Origin of the sequence: Erwinia sp. 9145 (assembly GCF_000745075.1) — a bacterium.
In the GTDB taxonomy this organism is placed as follows: Bacteria; Pseudomonadota; Gammaproteobacteria; order Enterobacterales; family Enterobacteriaceae; genus Erwinia; species Erwinia oleae.
Window position 1 is genome coordinate 3,910,169 of record NZ_JQNE01000001.1, and the last position, 14,634, is coordinate 3,924,802.

Consider the following 14,634-nt stretch of genomic DNA (forward strand, 5'->3'; position numbering starts at 1 on the left):
ATGTCAAAGGGAGAAGCCTTAGCGAATATCGCTGACTTTTACATGATCCATGTCGTCGAAGACCTGGTTTTCGCCCACCATGCCCCAAATAAAGGTGTAGTTTTTCGTACCCACGCCAGTGTGAATCGACCAGCTTGGTGAAATGACGGCCTGCTCGTTATGCACCAGCAGATGACGCGTTTCCTGCGGCTGTCCCATCATGTGGAACACGGCGGTTTCGTCATCCATATTGAAGTAAAAATACACTTCCATGCGGCGGTCGTGGGTATGACACGGCATGGTGTTCCACAGGTTACCTTCCGCCAGTTCCGTCAGGCCCATTGTTAACTGGCAGGTGGTGAGCACGTCGGGCACCAGGTATTTATTAATGGTGCGCAGGTTGCTGGTTTGCGGGCTGCCCAGCGTTTGCGGCGAAACCCGATCGCGGGTTACCAGGGTAGTGGGATACGTGGTGTGCGCCGGTGCGCTGTTGTAGTAAAACTTCGCCGGCTGCGCTGCGCTGGTGCTGCTGAACACCACCTCTTTCGCGCCTTTACCCACGTACAGCGCCTCTTTATTGCCCACTTCGTAGCAGTGGCCGTCAACGGTAATCGCGCCCGGCCCGCCGATGTTGATCACGCCTAGCTCACGACGCTCCAGGAAGTAGCTCACGCCAAACGCTTTGCCGGCGTCCGCCGCCAGCGCGACGGTTGTGCTGACCGGCATCACGCCGCCGATAACGATGCGATCGATATGGCTGTAGGTCATGGTCCAGGTATCAGCGTCGAAGATTTTTTCGATCAGAAACTCACTGCGCAGCCCATGGGTATCGAGACGTTTTGCGTGATCGCTGTGAATGCTTTGACGAACTTGCATAGTGTTACCTTTTTGTCAGGGACGGCAGCCGCCGTCCGTTACGAATACGTTAGCGCTTGCCGCTCTGCGTGGCGTTAACGATCACCACACGCTTGTCATGCTGCGGCGCGCTACACTGTTTTGACCACAGGGCGGTGAAGATCGGCACCAGCACCGAGGTGACGATAACCGAGGTGGCGACCAGCGCCGTGGCGGCCGGCGCCATCGGACTGAAGTGCGGCACCATCTCTGCAATCAGCACCGGCGTGGCCACGGCAGCGCCTGCCGAACTGGAGGCCGCCACGCCCGCCGTACCGTTGCCGCCGCCGATAAGCTTGTCGGCGATAATCAGCGGAATACCGGTTACGATGATGACGCCCAGGCCCAGCAGGCAGCCCAGCAGGCCGGTATCCAGAATCACGCCCAGGTTGATGGTGTTGCCCAGTGCGAAGCCAAAGAAAGGGATCAGCGTTTGCACGGCTTTGCTGAAGAACTCGCGCAGATCCTCATCCAGATTGCCCAGCGCGAAACCCGCGAGGAAAGGCAGCACCGCACCAACAAAGACGTGCGGTTCAAAGGAAGCGATGCCTGCCGTGCCGAGGATCACCATCGTCATCAGCGGACCAGACTCAATCGACATCAGTACAAAGGCGCCCGCTTCTTCTTTGCTGCCGTACTGCTGCATCAGCGAGGCATACAGGCCGCCGTTGGTCATATCCATGGCAGCGACAATCGCCAGCGTGGACAAACCGGCAAAGAAGCCGACCTCCACGCCGTTTTCGGGAATAACGCGCGATGCTATCGCCGCCACGACCCAGGCGGTGGCGATCTTCGTCACCACCAGCGTGCCGGACTTACGCAGCACGGTGCCGGTCGCCTTCAGTTTGATCGAGGCGCCCATGCACAAAAACCAGACGGCGAGGATCGGCACCGTGCCGCTCATCAGTCCGTTGGTGAACGATCCGAAATATTTGCCCGAACCGGGCGCCAGCGTATGAATAATTGCACCAAGGAACAGAGGAACCAGCATCATCCCGCCAGGGATTTTTTCAATGCTTTGTTTGATTTTCATAATCATCTCACCCGGTTTAATTTTTTGGCGTAGGGGAATACCGCCACGTATGTGGTTTAAAGAGAAAAGCCTGAGTAATGGGACTGTTTATTCGAGAATAGTCATTCTGACTTTTAAGACGGCTTTTTTAATTTTCTCTGAGGTGCCGTTTACGGCACATAACGGACGGTGTAATTCATGCGGGAAAAACACCACAAAGTTGCCGGGCCGCATCGTTAAAAACTGCTCGCCGGGAATATGCTGAAAGAAAGCGATATCCTGCTCCTCAAGGCGATCGTCATCCGCTGCCTCAACGCACTGCGTCAGGCCAAACCCCATCTTCTCCGTGCCTTCTAACAGGATTTGCACATCCAGGTACTGATGATGAAGCTCCGCCGGTCGCGCCGCCTGCGGCTCAGTCATCGGGCTGGAGACAAGCAGGAAAACGTCATCCCCCTCAATCTGATAGCGTCCATCGGCGGGACGGGTCTCAATGACGCTGAGCGCCTGCTCAACGAAATGCTTAAGTTTTTCAGAAAGTCCCTTTACCTGCTGATAATCCAGAATACTGGCCGCTATCATCGTTTTCTTTCCGCAGAGAAGTTAATCCCAACAAGCGATACGGCTGGCTTGCCCTTATTTTCTGCTGCCAACTATAGCGAAACCACCCACAGAAAAAACGTGATCGTTGTCGAACAAAATATATTTACGGTACATTATTTTTATAAAAATAAAACATTGTTTCATTTTTACATTCGTTTGTTGTTAAAAACAAAGATTTAGATTAACAACGCTTTTACAGATTAAAAGCGCAGCATTAACAGCGCCCGGCATTGGCCCGGGTTTGCATCATCACCGGCCTGACGCTAAGGTGAGCGTCTGGATAACATTAACAGGCTGTTGACATGCTATGAGCTTTTCCGCCTTCGGTGACAAATTTACGCGGCATACGGGCATTACTCGCCTGATGGAAGATATGGGTGAAGGACTACGCACGCCGGGCGCGGTGATGCTTGGCGGCGGAAATCCCGCGCAGATCCCTGAAATGAATGCCTATTTTCAGCAGTTGCTACAGGAGATGCAGCAAGACGGCTCACTGACGGAGGCGCTTTGTAACTATGACGGGCCGCGCGGCAAATCTACGTTACTGGTCTCGCTTGCCAGGCTGCTGCGCGACGAGCTGGGCTGGGAAGTCAGCCCGCAGAACATCGCCCTGACCAACGGCAGCCAGAGCGCCTTCTTTTATCTTTTTAATCTTTACGCCGGCCGACGTGCCGACGGCAGCAGAAAGCGCGTGCTGTTCCCGCTGGCGCCGGAGTACCTTGGCTATGCCGATGCCGGGCTGGATGAGGAGCTGTTCGTCTCCGTCAGGCCGGATATCGAAATGCTGCCGCACGGGCAGTTCAAATATCACGTGGATTTTGAACATCTGCATATCACCGACGATATCGGGCTGGTCTGCGTTTCCCGCCCGACCAACCCGACCGGCAACGTCATCACCGATGAAGAACTGATGAAGCTGGACGTGCTGGCGCAGCAGCATGACGTTCCCCTGCTGATTGATAATGCCTATGGCGTTCCCTTTCCCGGCATTATCTTCAGCGAGGCGCGGCCGCTGTGGAACCCCAATATTATTCTCTGCATGAGCCTGTCCAAACTGGGCCTGCCCGGCACGCGCTGCGGCATTGTGATTGCAGATGAAAAGATCATTAACGCAATCAGCAATATGAACGGCATTATCAGCCTGGCGCCGGGCAGCATTGGCCCGGCGATTGCCCATCAGATGATCCAGCGCGGCGATCTGCTGCGGCTGTCGGAAACGGTGATCCGCCCGTTTTACCAACAGCGAGTGAATGAAACCATTGCGCTAATCCGCCGCTATCTGCCGGAAGATCGCTGCCTGATACATAAACCGGAAGGCGCGATTTTTCTCTGGCTCTGGTTCAAAGATCTGCCAATTACCACGGAAGTGCTTTATCAGCGTCTTAAAAAGCGTGGCGTGCTGATGGTGCCGGGCCACTTCTTCTTTCCGGGGCTGGAGCATGAATGGCCGCACACGCATCAGTGTATGCGCATGAACTACGTGCCGGACAGCGACATCATTGAGAAAGGCATCGCGATACTGGCCGGGGAGATTGCGAAGGCGCATCGTGAAGGATAAAAACAGGCCGCGGGCGCGGCCTTTTTTTGCGGTTCCAGCCCGTTACTGCTGATAAAGCAGCCGACGCTCAACCGTTCTGGCCAGTATCACAACCACGGTGATAATCGCCAGATAGACCAGTGCGGCAAACAGATAGGCTTTAAAAAACTCGAAGTTTGCAGAGGCCACCTCCTGAATACGCGCAAAAAATTCAGGATATTGAATAAGAAAGGCGATGGTGCTGTCTTTAATATTATTAATGATCTGATTGGTCAAGGCGGGTACAGAGGTGATCAGCACCTGCGGCAATAAAATTAAGCGAAAACACTGCCAGCGGCTGAATCCCTGTACCGTCGCGGCTTCGGCCTCTGAAGGGCTCAATGAGTTAAAGGCGGTTGTCATATAGGCCGCATTATAGGCGCCTACGTTGAGGGTGAAACCGACCAGCGCCACGGTGAAAGAAGAGAGAAACAGACCGGCCTGAGGCAGGCCGTAGTAAATAACAAACAAAATAATAATCAGCGGCGTCCCGATAAAAAAATCCATGTAGAACGCCGTCAGCTTTTTAATAAGCGGTCGCGGGCTGAGGCTCAGGAAAAAAATAATAATTCCCCAAAAAAAACCGGTCACTGAAACCGCGACGGCCAGTTTCAACGTTTCTTTCACACCGTCCAGCACCAGCGGAAATTGCTCTTTCAGCTCACTGAAAAAATCCACCCATCCGGCCAGCATATTATTCGCCCCCAAAAAAACGGCGAATGTCCGCATCCGATCCGGATGATGAGAGTTGTTTAAACGAACCTTCGGCAGCGATGCGGCCATGATTAAGGAAAGTGACCCGGTCAGAGAGTTGCTCAGCGAGTCTTACGTCGTGCGTCACGCATAAAATGGTCACTTTTCGCCCGTGCAGGCTGCCAATCAGCGACCCCACCTCACACGTCATCAGCGGATCGAGTGCCGAAGTGGGTTCGTCAAAAACGATAACTTCGGGATCGGTTGCCAGGGCACGGCTCAGCGCCACACGCTGCTGTTGCCCGCCGGAAAGCTGAGAAGGATATTTTTTACTGTGGGGCGCCATTCCCAGTTTCTCCAGTTCATCCAGCGCCTTATCTCTGGCGCGGGCAGGCGACATATTAAACACTTTCCGCAGCGCCAGCGTAATATTATCGGTGACGTTCAGATGCCGATAGAGCGCATAATTCTGGAAAACAAAGCCAACTTTTTTTCTGAATTCAAGCGTATTAAAATTTTTGTCGTGGATGTTTTTTTGGTGAAAAAGGATGTCGCCTGAATCCGGCTTATCGAGTTTCGCCAGGCAGCGCAGGAGCGTGGTTTTGCCGCACCCTGACGGGCCCATGATGATTTTCACCTCGCCAGCTTCGATGGTTAAACTAATGCTGTCGAGTATTTTTTTATTGCCCAGTGTCTTACTGACGTTATTCAGTTCTACCAGCGCCATAGGTTTTTACCTTAATATCTTTCAGTTCCTCATCGGTCATATGTAATTTATTTTCAATCATTCTTGTTACAGACGCCGAGAGTTTATAAATAATGAAATAGAGTATGCCGGCCAGCGTATAGATCTCGAGCCCACTCATGGTCACGGCCGTAAGGTTCATTGCCTGTTTAGTCATTTCCGGCATACCGACGGTATAGGCGAAAGGAGACGCTTTTAATACGGATGAAAATTCGTTGAGGATGCCAGGAATAGCAAAACGGAACATCTGAGGCAGCTCAATATATTTTATTATCTGGAACTTACTCATGCCTGATGTCTGCGCGGCTGCAATTTCTGAACGGTCAACCAGCTGAAGCGCGCCGCGAAAGACTTCCGCAAGATAGCTGCCGCTGATTAAACCAATACTGATATTGAGTGCAAGCAGAGGTGAAATGGTCAGGCCCGTCGAGGGAAGACCAAAGTAGACGAGGAAAACAGCGATCAGGACCGGAATACTGCGAAAAATGTAGACCAGCGCATTCATTAACGCCGTGAGCGGCGCAAAATCAAGTCGCCGTAAAACGGCGACGATAACGCCAATAATCAGGGCTGAAGTAAAACACGTGAACGTCACAATCAGCGTGTTAACCAGCCCTTCAGCCAGCAAACTCAGCACGTTAAGCACAGTGGGCAACTGCATGAGTGCTATTTCATCCATTTATCCACAACGGCCGCGATCTTCGCTTCACCCTGTTCATTTAGCCATGCATTAAAATCATCCCGCACGGGCGATCCTTTTTTGAAAGCAAAGCCAAGATGGTCGACGCCTTTGAAAACATAGCGGCTTTCAATCGGCAATTTTTGCTTATTTTTATAATTGAAATAGACCGGATCTTCGATGAAAGCCAGATCCAGGTTGCCGTTTTTCAGATCGGTAATCGTTTCATTATAGGATGGATAAAGTTTTACTTTACTCAGGGTGTAATACCCTTTTGGCTCAAGATCTGACTTAATCAAATCAGCATATGCCATGCCGCGAGGATAGCCGACAGAGTATTTCTTTAATTCTTTCAGGTCGTCCAGGTTAATTTTACGATCTGACATGCTGACAAGATTAAACGAGTTAACATAATAAGGTGCGGAGAAGTCCATCACTTTTTTACGTTTGTCCGTTATGGATATACCTGAAAAAGCGACATCTGACTGCCCGCTGGCCACCGCGCCTAACATACCATCCCACGAATATTCAGTGATTTTTAGCTGACAGTGCCGCTCTTTACAGTAGGCGGAGAAAAGCTCGAGATCGATACCCTCTATTTTACCGTCGGCGCTTTTAAACAGCATCGGCGGCGACGCAGGCGAAACGGCAATATTCAGGGTTTTTCCATCGACCGGGTTAGCCGCAAAGGCCGCGCTGGACGATGCTGCTAACAGGATCGCCAGTGAGATTTTTTTTAAAAACATTGGAAACTCCGGATGTTAATTATCAGAGGTAACGATAATACCGCCACAGGTATGAATCAGAGATGCCCTGCTCCTGACCGCACGGTTCTTGAGAGCATGACGACGCTGTTTCTCATGTTTTATCTTTCTGCTAAAAAAGTAACAGCTATGTGGCAAGTTTTTCAGGGAAGTTCCATACGATTTTATTATGAAGTGTAGCTGAAAATAAAAGCGCTGGGGATAGGGTGATGGCGAAACGATTAATGCAGACTCGGCGGAGAATATTTTGATGGGGCGGAAAAAGTCGGGCCGCACAATGCGGCCCGACATCAATTATTTAACGATCTCAATACGGCGCGGCTTGTTCGCTTCCGGCACCACGCGCTCCAAATCAATATAGAGCAGGCCGTTTTCCAGACGGGCGTCGCGAATATTCACGTGCTCAGCTAACTGGAATTTCCGCTCAAAGTTGCGTTCGGCAATGCCCTGATACAGGTAAGTGCGCTCCTGTTGCTCTTCGGGGTGCGCGCCGCGAACGGTCAGCAGGTTGTCATGGGCGGTGATTTCCAGCTCTTCCTGAGCGAAACCGGCCACGGCAATGGTAATACGGTACTGGTTCTCTGCTACCAGCTCGACGTTATACGGAGGGTAGCCGCCATTGCTCTGATTCTGGTTGGATTCCAGCAGGTTGATAAGGCGGTCAAAACCAATTGATGAACGATAAAGTGGGGCAAGATCGAAATTACGCATTGTAACGACTCCTGAGTTTCAGCGAGAAGATGATTCAGACCCTCCACAATGGACAGGTCACCGGCCCAAAAGCGGTACCCTGTCGGCGTACGCTGTGTGACCTGATAAGTAAAATGGTGACGGGTAAGCCGCTTTCAAGAGGCGCAAATGCAATTTTTTTTACCCTCGCAGCGTGGATGACATACACTCAGAGAAGAATTTGCCGGGCCTCTGCATAAATCACCAAAGAGTGACCGTCCGGTAATCATAATCAGACCGGCGCCTGCCGTGACTGAAGGGATGATGAATATGATAGCTTTCAAAACGTGCCGTCTCGCCGGGCTTTTGGCCTGCCTTTCCGTAACCAGCTGCGCCAGCGTTATGTCCCACACCGGGCCGGATCAGGGATATTATCCCGGCACCCGCGCCAGTGCAGCAACGGTTGCCGACAGCAACAGCGGCTGGGTGATGCGTCCGCTTGCCGCCATCGATCTTCCTTTTTCCGCCGTTCTCGATACGCTGCTGCTGCCGTGGGATTACTATCGTTCCGACAGCGACAGAGCGAATGATTCACCACGTGCGCGCGTGCTGCGCAGCGAAAAACTAAATCATACCGATGAAGGCCTGGCGCAGTCGGCACCGTTTCCGAAGCATTAACGCCCCGTATCGGCAGTAAAGATTTGCTGCCAGCCGTTGACGTTGCGCAGGTAGGCCACCTTCCTGCCATCCGGCGAGCACACCACCGCATCCGCCAGCGGCGCTTCCAAAGTACGGGCGGTGAGCCGCTGCATCTCGCCATTAGCAACGTGGCAGAGCATGACGCTGTTATCCTGAATCAACGCGACGGCCGTACCCGCCGGGTGCCAGCTGAAGGCGGACTGAATATCGCTGTTCACCTGTGAAACCTGCCGCGGCTCGCCGCCGTTGGGCGATATCGTCCAGAGCTGCACCACGCCATGTTCATCTTTCATTAAAAAAGCGATGGCGCTGCCGTCGGGAGCGCTGCGTAGCCAGTGGCGCGGCGTCTGCGCCAGCCCCGGAAAGGCGCGCGAATGAGTGAACGTCAGCCTGCGCTGCTGCACGCCCTTCGGCGGTGCGGGAAGCTGGCTTTCGGTGCCTTCCAGCGGCCTGCCGCCCGCCAGCGCATAGTCAGCCATCTCCTCCGGCAGATCGACAATAAACACCTCCGGCACCTTTTCGCCCTTCTCCGACAGCGTATCGCCAATAAACGCCAGCGCCCAGCGCTGCCGCTGGCCGTCGGCGCGCAGATAGCCGGTCTGGCCTGTCCAGCCCTCTTCATAAGCGCGGTTGATCTCATCACTGCCCGGACGAGGCGAAGACGTTGTCTGGCTGACCAGCACGCAGAAATGGCTGCCGTCGTACTCGCGAGGATGCTGTTTGGGCGGGCACACCGCACGCAGCGGCACCGCCACGCCAACGTTGCGCAGATCTTCGCGGGTGTCGCGCTCGTGCATAACGTGATCGTTATAGGTGAAGCTCAGCCGCGAACCGTCAGGGCTGAAGACGTGAACGTGTGAACCGCCACGCAGCGCCCCCGGGGTAAAGGGCGGCGTGATATCACAGGCATCAAGGTTTTCCGCCCGGCCCTGCCGGATGATCACGCCGCGACGGTGGTGGAAATCGTACGTCCAGCCCGCATCGGGATGTTCCGGGCCGTGAATACAGACGTAGCGCGGCGGCAGATCGGGGCTGGCGGTAACCACGCCGACGTGCGCGCCGTCTTGCGCCTGCCAGATCGTCTCCGTCTGGCCGCTGGCGACGTTAACGCGCTCAACGGTCAGGCTGGTGAATGAAGCGCCGGAAGGCCGCAGATCGTAAACCAGCCATTCGCTGTCGGCTGTCCAGATATTGATATTGGTGAGTTGATGATGATGCTCATCAAAGGTGATTTGTTTCATAACGATAAACCCTGACGCGGTTGAATAGCCTCAGGGTAAATCATTCAGGGTTATTCGCCTACCCGCTCCACTTTGCCGACCAGCATGATGTAAGCCAGCGCGCCGAGCAGCGCCACCGCTGAAATATAAATCAGCGCCGGGGCAAAACCATAATCCTGCGCCAGATACCCCACCACCAGCGGCACGGTGATGCCGCCCAGGCCGCCGACAAAGTTAAACACGCCGCCGGTCAGGCCGATCAGGCGTATCGGCGCCAGCGAGGAGACCAGCGACCAGGTGATTGAGGCGAAGCCGTTGCCGAAAAAGGCCAGCGCCATCAGCGCCATAATCCACATCGGATCGCTGGTGTAGTTAGCGGCCATGATTGAGGTGGAGATCAGCAGGCCGCAGATGACCGGTGTTTTTCGTGCAATACCCAGCGAATAACCTTTCCGTACCAGGCGATCGGCCACCCAGCCGGAGAGCAGCACGCCAAAGAACGCGGCAAGAAAGGGCACCGTGGTCATAAACCCGGCCTGCAACGCGGCGATGCCTTTTTCCTGAGTAAGGTAGTTGGGGAACCAGGTAAGGAAAAACCACAGCGTCGACGTCACGGCAAACTGGCCGAGGTAAACACCCACCAGCTTGCGGTGAAACACTCGCTTCCAGTCGGCGCGGGTCAGGGGGATACGGTCTTTGTGATCAGCAGCGGCGTCAGAAATGCCAGGCCGACGAACTGGCCGGAAGTGTAAAACCCCACCGCCGAAGCGCGCTCGCGTTCCGGGAACCAGCTGGTGACCATACGGTTATTGGTGGGGAACGCGGGTGCTTCAAATATACCGGTAAGGGCGCGCAGCCCGATAAGCGTAAATAAGCCGGTCGCGAAACCCTGAAATAACGTAGCTACCGACCAGCCGAAAATGGCGATGAAATAAGTGAGCCGTGAACCGACACGATCGAGAAACCAGCCGCCGGGTATTTGACAAAGCGTATAAAGCCAGGCGAAGGCGGAAAATATATAGCCCATCCCGGCCCTGGTAATACCAAACTCCTGCTGAATATGCGCAGAGGCGACGGCAAGGTTGGCGCGATCCACATAACAGATGACTACGGTGATAAATATCATTATCAGCGTCAAATAGCGACGACGGGTAGGTTTTTCATTATTAACAGAGAGTTGCATAAGACCATCTCCTGAATTACGCGCAGCGGTATCCCTGCGCTGCGCGCATCTATGTTAACGTCGTTTTAATTACATTTATTTAGGGTAGTGCATTACCATTCCGCCACGGAGCCATCCGGGAAGCGCCAAAGAGGATTACGCCAGTCAGGTGCATTTTTGCTGCGCTCTTTTACCAGTTCCTCATTTATTTCCACACCCAGGCCTGGCTTATTCGGCGGATAAAAATGGCCGTCATTCATTTTAAAGTCATCTTTATTGGTGATGTAATCAAGCAGCTCCGCGCCTTTATTATAATGAATGCCCATACTCTGCTCCTGGAATACTGCATTGCGGGAAACGAAATCCACATGCAGACAGGAAGCCAGCGCAATCGGCCCCAGCGGACAGTGCGGCGCCAGCGCCACATCGTAGGCTTCCGCCATCGCGGCGATTTTATAGCATTCGGTAATGCCGCCCGCGTGTGACAAATCGGGTTGCAAAATCGCCAGGCCGCCCGCTTCCAGCACGCGCTTAAACTCAAAGCGCGAGAACATCCGCTCACCGGCGGCGATGGGAAGATGGGTTTGCGCCGCCAGACGTGGATAGTATTCCGCCTGCTCGGCGAGCACCGGCTCTTCAATAAACAGCGGACGGTACGGTTCCAGTTCTTTAATCAGCACTTTCGCCATGGGCGCACTGACGCGGCCGTGGAAATCGAGGCCAAATTCGATCTCGCTGCCGAACGCTTCACGAATTTGCGCCACGGTATTCACCGCTGCATCAACCTTACGCGAGTTATCAATCACGCCCATCTCTTCGCAGCCGTTCAGCTTAAAGGTGTCGAAGCCGATCTCGCGCAGCTTATTAATGCCATCAATAACCTCAGCAGGACGATCGCCGCCCACCCAGCTATAGGCTTTGATTTTGTCACGCACCAGGCCGCCGAGGAGTTGCCATACCGGCACGCCAAGTACTTTACCTTTAATGTCCCACAGTGCCTGATCGATACCGGCAATGGCGCTCATCAGGATCGGGCCGCCGCGATAGAATCCGCCGCGATACATCACCTGCCACAGATCGTTGATGCGCGCCGGATCCTGGCCAGTCAGGTAGTCTGACAGCTCATGCACTGCCGCTTCGACGCTGCGCGCGCGGCCCTCTATCACCGGTTCGCCCCAGCCGACCACGCCCTCATCGGTTTCAATCTTCAGAAACATCCAGCGCGGCGGCAGGCGGTAAGTTGTCAGTTTGGTAATTTTCATTGTGCGGCTTCCTTCCAGGCTTTTACGAATGCGCGTGCCTGCTCCGCCGTGCGTGAAACCGGCTGTCCGGCGCGATAGAGATCGCTGCCCAAACCGGCGCCAGCGCAACCTGCGGCCAGGAACACATGAAGATTTTCAGGCGTAACGCCGCCCACGGCGAACACCGGCACCTGCGGCGGCAGCACCGCTTTCAGTGCTTTGATGTAGTCGGGGCCGAAGGCGGACGAAGGGAAAATTTTCAGCGCCTGTGCGCCCGCCTTCAGTGCGGTAAAGGCCTCCGATGCCGTGGCGCAGCCCGCCGCAACGATCATGCCCTTTGCAACAGCGCGACGGATCACCGCAGCATCGGTATTCGGCGTCACCACCAGTTTGCTGTTCATTGCGGCAAGCTGGTCAACCTGCTCCGGTTCCAGCACCGTGCCGGCGCCAATCAGCGCGCGGTCGCCAAATTGCGCTACCGTACTGGCGATGCTTTTTTGCCACTCAGGAGAATTCAGCGGAATTTCAATCGCATCAAAGCCAGCATCAATCAGCGCCGACACGTGCGCTTCAGCCTCTTCAGGACGAATGCCGCGCAGAATAGCAATCAGCGGCAGGTTAGTGGTCCAGTTCATCAGCAATGCTCCTCATTCCATGCCGGAAAGCGCGGTCGCCGTCCAGCCATTGTGCCGGAAGCCCGACAAGTTTCAGGGCGCTCAGGTAACGCTCCGCCAGCGAGCGTCCGCCGATGACGGTCAGCGGTTGAGCAGCCGACTGCATAAATTCCTTCGCCATCAGCGCCACCTCATGACCAATCAACAGGCCGGAGAGAAAGTCGCTGACCGATTCGCGCGGGCGCGAGCCGAGCACGTGCGCCGCACGCACCTCGAACAGCCTGGCAAGCAGGCTGCTGTCCGCCGCGCCGGTTTCCAGCCCGGCCTGAAAAGCCTGCACGTCGGGCCGCTGCGTGGGCAATCCGGCACCGATCAGCGAATGTTTCAGCAGAATATGGTGGAGTTCGCCGGTCAAAACGGTACGAAAATCGGCGATCGTGCCGCCTTCCGCGCGAACCCATTTGCAGTGTGTACCGGGCATCACGTAATACGTACCCGGCGCAAGCTGCGCCGCGCCCAGCAATTGCGTCTCTTCGCCGCGCATCACGTTTTGATTATCAGGTCGATTAACGCTGAGGCCAGGCACGATCCACGCTTTGTCTTCAACCCGGGTAAGCCGTGAAGCGATCTCATTCAGCGCAACCGGGCAGCTCAGATAGGGCACGCTTAACCAACCCGCGTTGCTGCCCACCATACCCGCCATCACCACCGGCAGTTCGTTTACCGGCCAGCCGTCGGTGACGCTGGCGAAAACCTCAGCGGGCGTTCTGCCGTTCAGTCGCGTGACGCCTGCTTCGGAGCGGCGTTCGTCGCAACACTCTCCCTGCCGGTAGTACCAGGCCCGCAGGTTGGTGGAGCCCCAGTCGATTGCGATGTAGCTTGTCACATAATATCCTTCATTCGTCGGGTTGAGCTGGCGATCATGGTCAGCGCCGCTTTCTCGGCATCATCCGGTTTCTGACGGCGAATGGCATCAAAGAGCGCCTGATGTTCCTGCAACGTGTTCGGCATATTGTCGCTATCCGGCATATAAGTACGCTCAAAAATTGCCCGCTGTAGCGAGCCGATCGCAACGTTAAGCTGCTGAAGTACCGGATTGTGCACCGACTCCAGCACCGCTTCATGAAAGCGAATGTCCGCCTGATTAAACGCCGCGCGATCGCGATGGTTAGCAATCATCTCATTCAGCGCGAGCTCAATTTTGGCCAGATCGTTCGACGTGGCGCGTTCCGCAGACCAGCGGGCGATTTGCGGTTCCACAAGGTTGCGCACCTCGCTCATGGCGGCAATCAATCGCGGATCGTGGTCATGCCTGAGCGACCATTGCAGTACCTCACTGTCGAGAAAGTTCCACCGGCTGCGCTGCGAAACAAAAGCGCCGCGATAACGCTTCATCTCGATCAGCCGCTTTGCCATCAGCGAGCGAAACACTTCACGAATAATATTGCGCGAGGTGCTGAACCGCTCACAAAGCTCAGCTTCTGCCGGCAGCGCGGCGCCCGGCGAATAGCTGCCGGAGACAATTTCCTCGCCCAGCGTCGCAATAATGCGATCCGTTTTACTGAGTTCTTCTTTCATAGGGTCCCGTGCTGTCTGGTTGCATTCCCTTTAACGTACCACCGTTCAGCCAGGTCTCGCACCCAGGGTACGGCAGAAGGGGATTGTAGTACTTATCATTAATATTGTACTACAATACAGATCACAAAACAGACAAAACAGACAAAACAAGATATACGGCGCCCTGAACAGTGAGCAGTTCATTAAACGGTTAACGCCTGTCGCAATCAGCCTGAGGGCAGGCTGGCATCGGAGCAGAAGGCTTGTCTGGCTGCGGCACTGACGCCAGACGAAAATGGCTCATCGTCAGGCCTAACAGCGGCGATCCCAGAGAGGATGTAAACCACAACGGAGACAAAAATCTTTGGGCACGCCTCCAGGCAGATGAGGATAAGAATATTGTCTCTTTGAGCGCGGAAAATAACAGAGGCGAGAAGAACTTCGATAGGGAAATTGCAGTGAACGGCCTTATCACCCTGGAGGAGAGCGTTATCAGGTGATGTCTTAACAGCCCCGACAAATCTGTG

15 protein-coding genes and 1 pseudogene are annotated in these 14,634 nt (G+C 54.7%); 2 read left to right on the plus strand and 14 right to left on the minus strand.

Translation table 11 applies throughout. The features are described from left to right. Positions 1–18 precede the first annotated feature (18 nt). From kduI to FA91_RS18405, 3 genes are all read right to left on the minus strand, one after another. The gene (kduI, locus tag FA91_RS18395) at positions 19–855 is read right to left on the minus strand and encodes a 5-dehydro-4-deoxy-D-glucuronate isomerase (protein WP_034918112.1); all 837 of its coding nucleotides are present in this window, start codon (positions 853–855) and stop codon (positions 19–21) included. Positions 856–904: 49 nt separating this feature from the next. Beyond that, positions 905–1,906, minus strand: coding sequence for a 2-keto-3-deoxygluconate transporter (gene kdgT / locus FA91_RS18400; protein WP_034919563.1), 1,002 nt, complete (start codon positions 1,904–1,906; stop codon positions 905–907). Positions 1,907–1,993: 87 nt separating this feature from the next. Then, complete coding sequence (locus FA91_RS18405; protein WP_051937321.1) at positions 1,994–2,467, minus strand: YhcH/YjgK/YiaL family protein; 474 nt, start codon at positions 2,465–2,467, stop codon at positions 1,994–1,996. 328 nt (positions 2,468–2,795) lie between these two features. Between FA91_RS18405 and FA91_RS18410 the strand changes: the two genes are divergently transcribed. Further along, the gene (locus FA91_RS18410) at positions 2,796–4,046 is read left to right on the plus strand and encodes a valine--pyruvate transaminase (protein WP_034918114.1); all 1,251 of its coding nucleotides are present in this window, start codon (positions 2,796–2,798) and stop codon (positions 4,044–4,046) included. Between the two features lie 42 nt (positions 4,047–4,088). Here FA91_RS18410 and FA91_RS18415 read toward each other — a convergent pair whose 3' ends face one another. The 5 genes from FA91_RS18415 to ibpA all read right to left on the minus strand — a co-directional run bounded on the left by FA91_RS18415 (position 4,089) and on the right by ibpA (position 7,656). Beyond that, entirely contained in the window at positions 4,089–4,757 is a 669-nt protein-coding gene (locus FA91_RS18415) for an amino acid ABC transporter permease (RefSeq protein WP_034918117.1), read from the minus strand. Between the two features lies 1 nt (position 4,758). After that, positions 4,759–5,484, minus strand: a complete 726-nt coding sequence (locus FA91_RS18420) for an amino acid ABC transporter ATP-binding protein (RefSeq protein WP_034918119.1) — start codon at positions 5,482–5,484, stop codon at positions 4,759–4,761. Continuing rightward, positions 5,462–6,163, minus strand: coding sequence for an amino acid ABC transporter permease (locus tag FA91_RS18425; RefSeq protein WP_034918120.1), 702 nt, complete (start codon positions 6,161–6,163; stop codon positions 5,462–5,464). Before FA91_RS18425 ends, FA91_RS18420 begins: the two co-directional genes overlap by 23 nt. Positions 6,164–6,168: 5 nt before the next feature. Continuing rightward, entirely contained in the window at positions 6,169–6,927 is a 759-nt protein-coding gene (locus FA91_RS18430; protein ID WP_034918123.1) for a transporter substrate-binding domain-containing protein, read from the minus strand. Between the two features lie 312 nt (positions 6,928–7,239). Next, positions 7,240–7,656, minus strand: a complete 417-nt coding sequence (gene ibpA / locus FA91_RS18435; protein ID WP_034918126.1) for a small heat shock chaperone IbpA — start codon at positions 7,654–7,656, stop codon at positions 7,240–7,242. A gap of 288 nt (positions 7,657–7,944) precedes the next feature. Here ibpA and FA91_RS18440 point away from each other — a divergent pair, with 288 nt between their 5' ends. Further along, entirely contained in the window at positions 7,945–8,292 is a 348-nt protein-coding gene (locus tag FA91_RS18440; protein WP_034919568.1) for a YceK/YidQ family lipoprotein, read from the plus strand. On the opposite strand, the gene FA91_RS18445 is transcribed toward FA91_RS18440, so the two are convergent. The 6 genes and pseudogenes from FA91_RS18445 to FA91_RS18470 all read right to left on the minus strand — a co-directional run bounded on the left by FA91_RS18445 (position 8,289) and on the right by FA91_RS18470 (position 14,128). Further along, positions 8,289–9,560, minus strand: coding sequence for a DUF3748 domain-containing protein (locus FA91_RS18445; protein ID WP_156103104.1), 1,272 nt, complete (start codon positions 9,558–9,560; stop codon positions 8,289–8,291). The genes FA91_RS18440 and FA91_RS18445 overlap by 4 nt on opposite strands. A 44-nt stretch (positions 9,561–9,604) precedes the next feature. After that, a pseudogene (locus FA91_RS18450) lies at positions 9,605–10,716 on the minus strand (MFS transporter). Between the two features lie 92 nt (positions 10,717–10,808). Beyond that, entirely contained in the window at positions 10,809–11,957 is a 1,149-nt protein-coding gene (dgoD, locus tag FA91_RS18455; RefSeq protein ID WP_034918130.1) for a galactonate dehydratase, read from the minus strand. Further along, positions 11,954–12,571 carry a 2-dehydro-3-deoxy-6-phosphogalactonate aldolase gene (locus FA91_RS18460; RefSeq protein WP_034918133.1) on the minus strand — a complete coding sequence of 206 codons (618 nt, stop codon included), beginning with the start codon at positions 12,569–12,571 and terminating at the stop codon, positions 11,954–11,956. Before FA91_RS18460 ends, dgoD begins: the two co-directional genes overlap by 4 nt. Beyond that, positions 12,555–13,436: a 2-dehydro-3-deoxygalactonokinase gene (locus FA91_RS18465; RefSeq protein ID WP_034918135.1), complete on the minus strand. Its 882-nt coding sequence runs from the start codon at positions 13,434–13,436 to the stop codon at positions 12,555–12,557. Before FA91_RS18465 ends, FA91_RS18460 begins: the two co-directional genes overlap by 17 nt. After that, positions 13,433–14,128, minus strand: a complete 696-nt coding sequence (locus tag FA91_RS18470) for a FadR/GntR family transcriptional regulator (protein ID WP_034918137.1) — start codon at positions 14,126–14,128, stop codon at positions 13,433–13,435. Before FA91_RS18470 ends, FA91_RS18465 begins: the two co-directional genes overlap by 4 nt. Between the last annotated feature and the right edge of the window lie 506 nt (positions 14,129–14,634).

Coding starts and splice junctions, on each gene's coding strand:
- FA91_RS18430 (WP_034918123.1), bottom strand. CDS start 6,927: ATGTTTTTAAAAAAAATCTCACTGGCGATCCTGTTAGCAGCATCGTCC.
- FA91_RS18420 (WP_034918119.1), bottom strand. CDS start 5,484: ATGGCGCTGGTAGAACTGAATAACGTCAGTAAGACACTGGGCAATAAA.
- dgoD (WP_034918130.1), bottom strand. CDS start 11,957: ATGAAAATTACCAAACTGACAACTTACCGCCTGCCGCCGCGCTGGATG.
- FA91_RS18460 (WP_034918133.1), bottom strand. CDS start 12,571: ATGAACTGGACCACTAACCTGCCGCTGATTGCTATTCTGCGCGGCATT.
- FA91_RS18415 (WP_034918117.1), bottom strand. CDS start 4,757: ATGCTGGCCGGATGGGTGGATTTTTTCAGTGAGCTGAAAGAGCAATTT.
- FA91_RS18440 (WP_034919568.1), top strand. CDS start 7,945: ATGATAGCTTTCAAAACGTGCCGTCTCGCCGGGCTTTTGGCCTGCCTT.
- kduI (WP_034918112.1), bottom strand. CDS start 855: ATGCAAGTTCGTCAAAGCATTCACAGCGATCACGCAAAACGTCTCGAT.
- kdgT (WP_034919563.1), bottom strand. CDS start 1,906: ATGAAAATCAAACAAAGCATTGAAAAAATCCCTGGCGGGATGATGCTG.
- FA91_RS18470 (WP_034918137.1), bottom strand. CDS start 14,128: ATGAAAGAAGAACTCAGTAAAACGGATCGCATTATTGCGACGCTGGGC.
- FA91_RS18410 (WP_034918114.1), top strand. CDS start 2,796: ATGAGCTTTTCCGCCTTCGGTGACAAATTTACGCGGCATACGGGCATT.
- FA91_RS18405 (WP_051937321.1), bottom strand. CDS start 2,467: ATGATAGCGGCCAGTATTCTGGATTATCAGCAGGTAAAGGGACTTTCT.
- FA91_RS18425 (WP_034918120.1), bottom strand. CDS start 6,163: ATGCAGTTGCCCACTGTGCTTAACGTGCTGAGTTTGCTGGCTGAAGGG.
- ibpA (WP_034918126.1), bottom strand. CDS start 7,656: ATGCGTAATTTCGATCTTGCCCCACTTTATCGTTCATCAATTGGTTTT.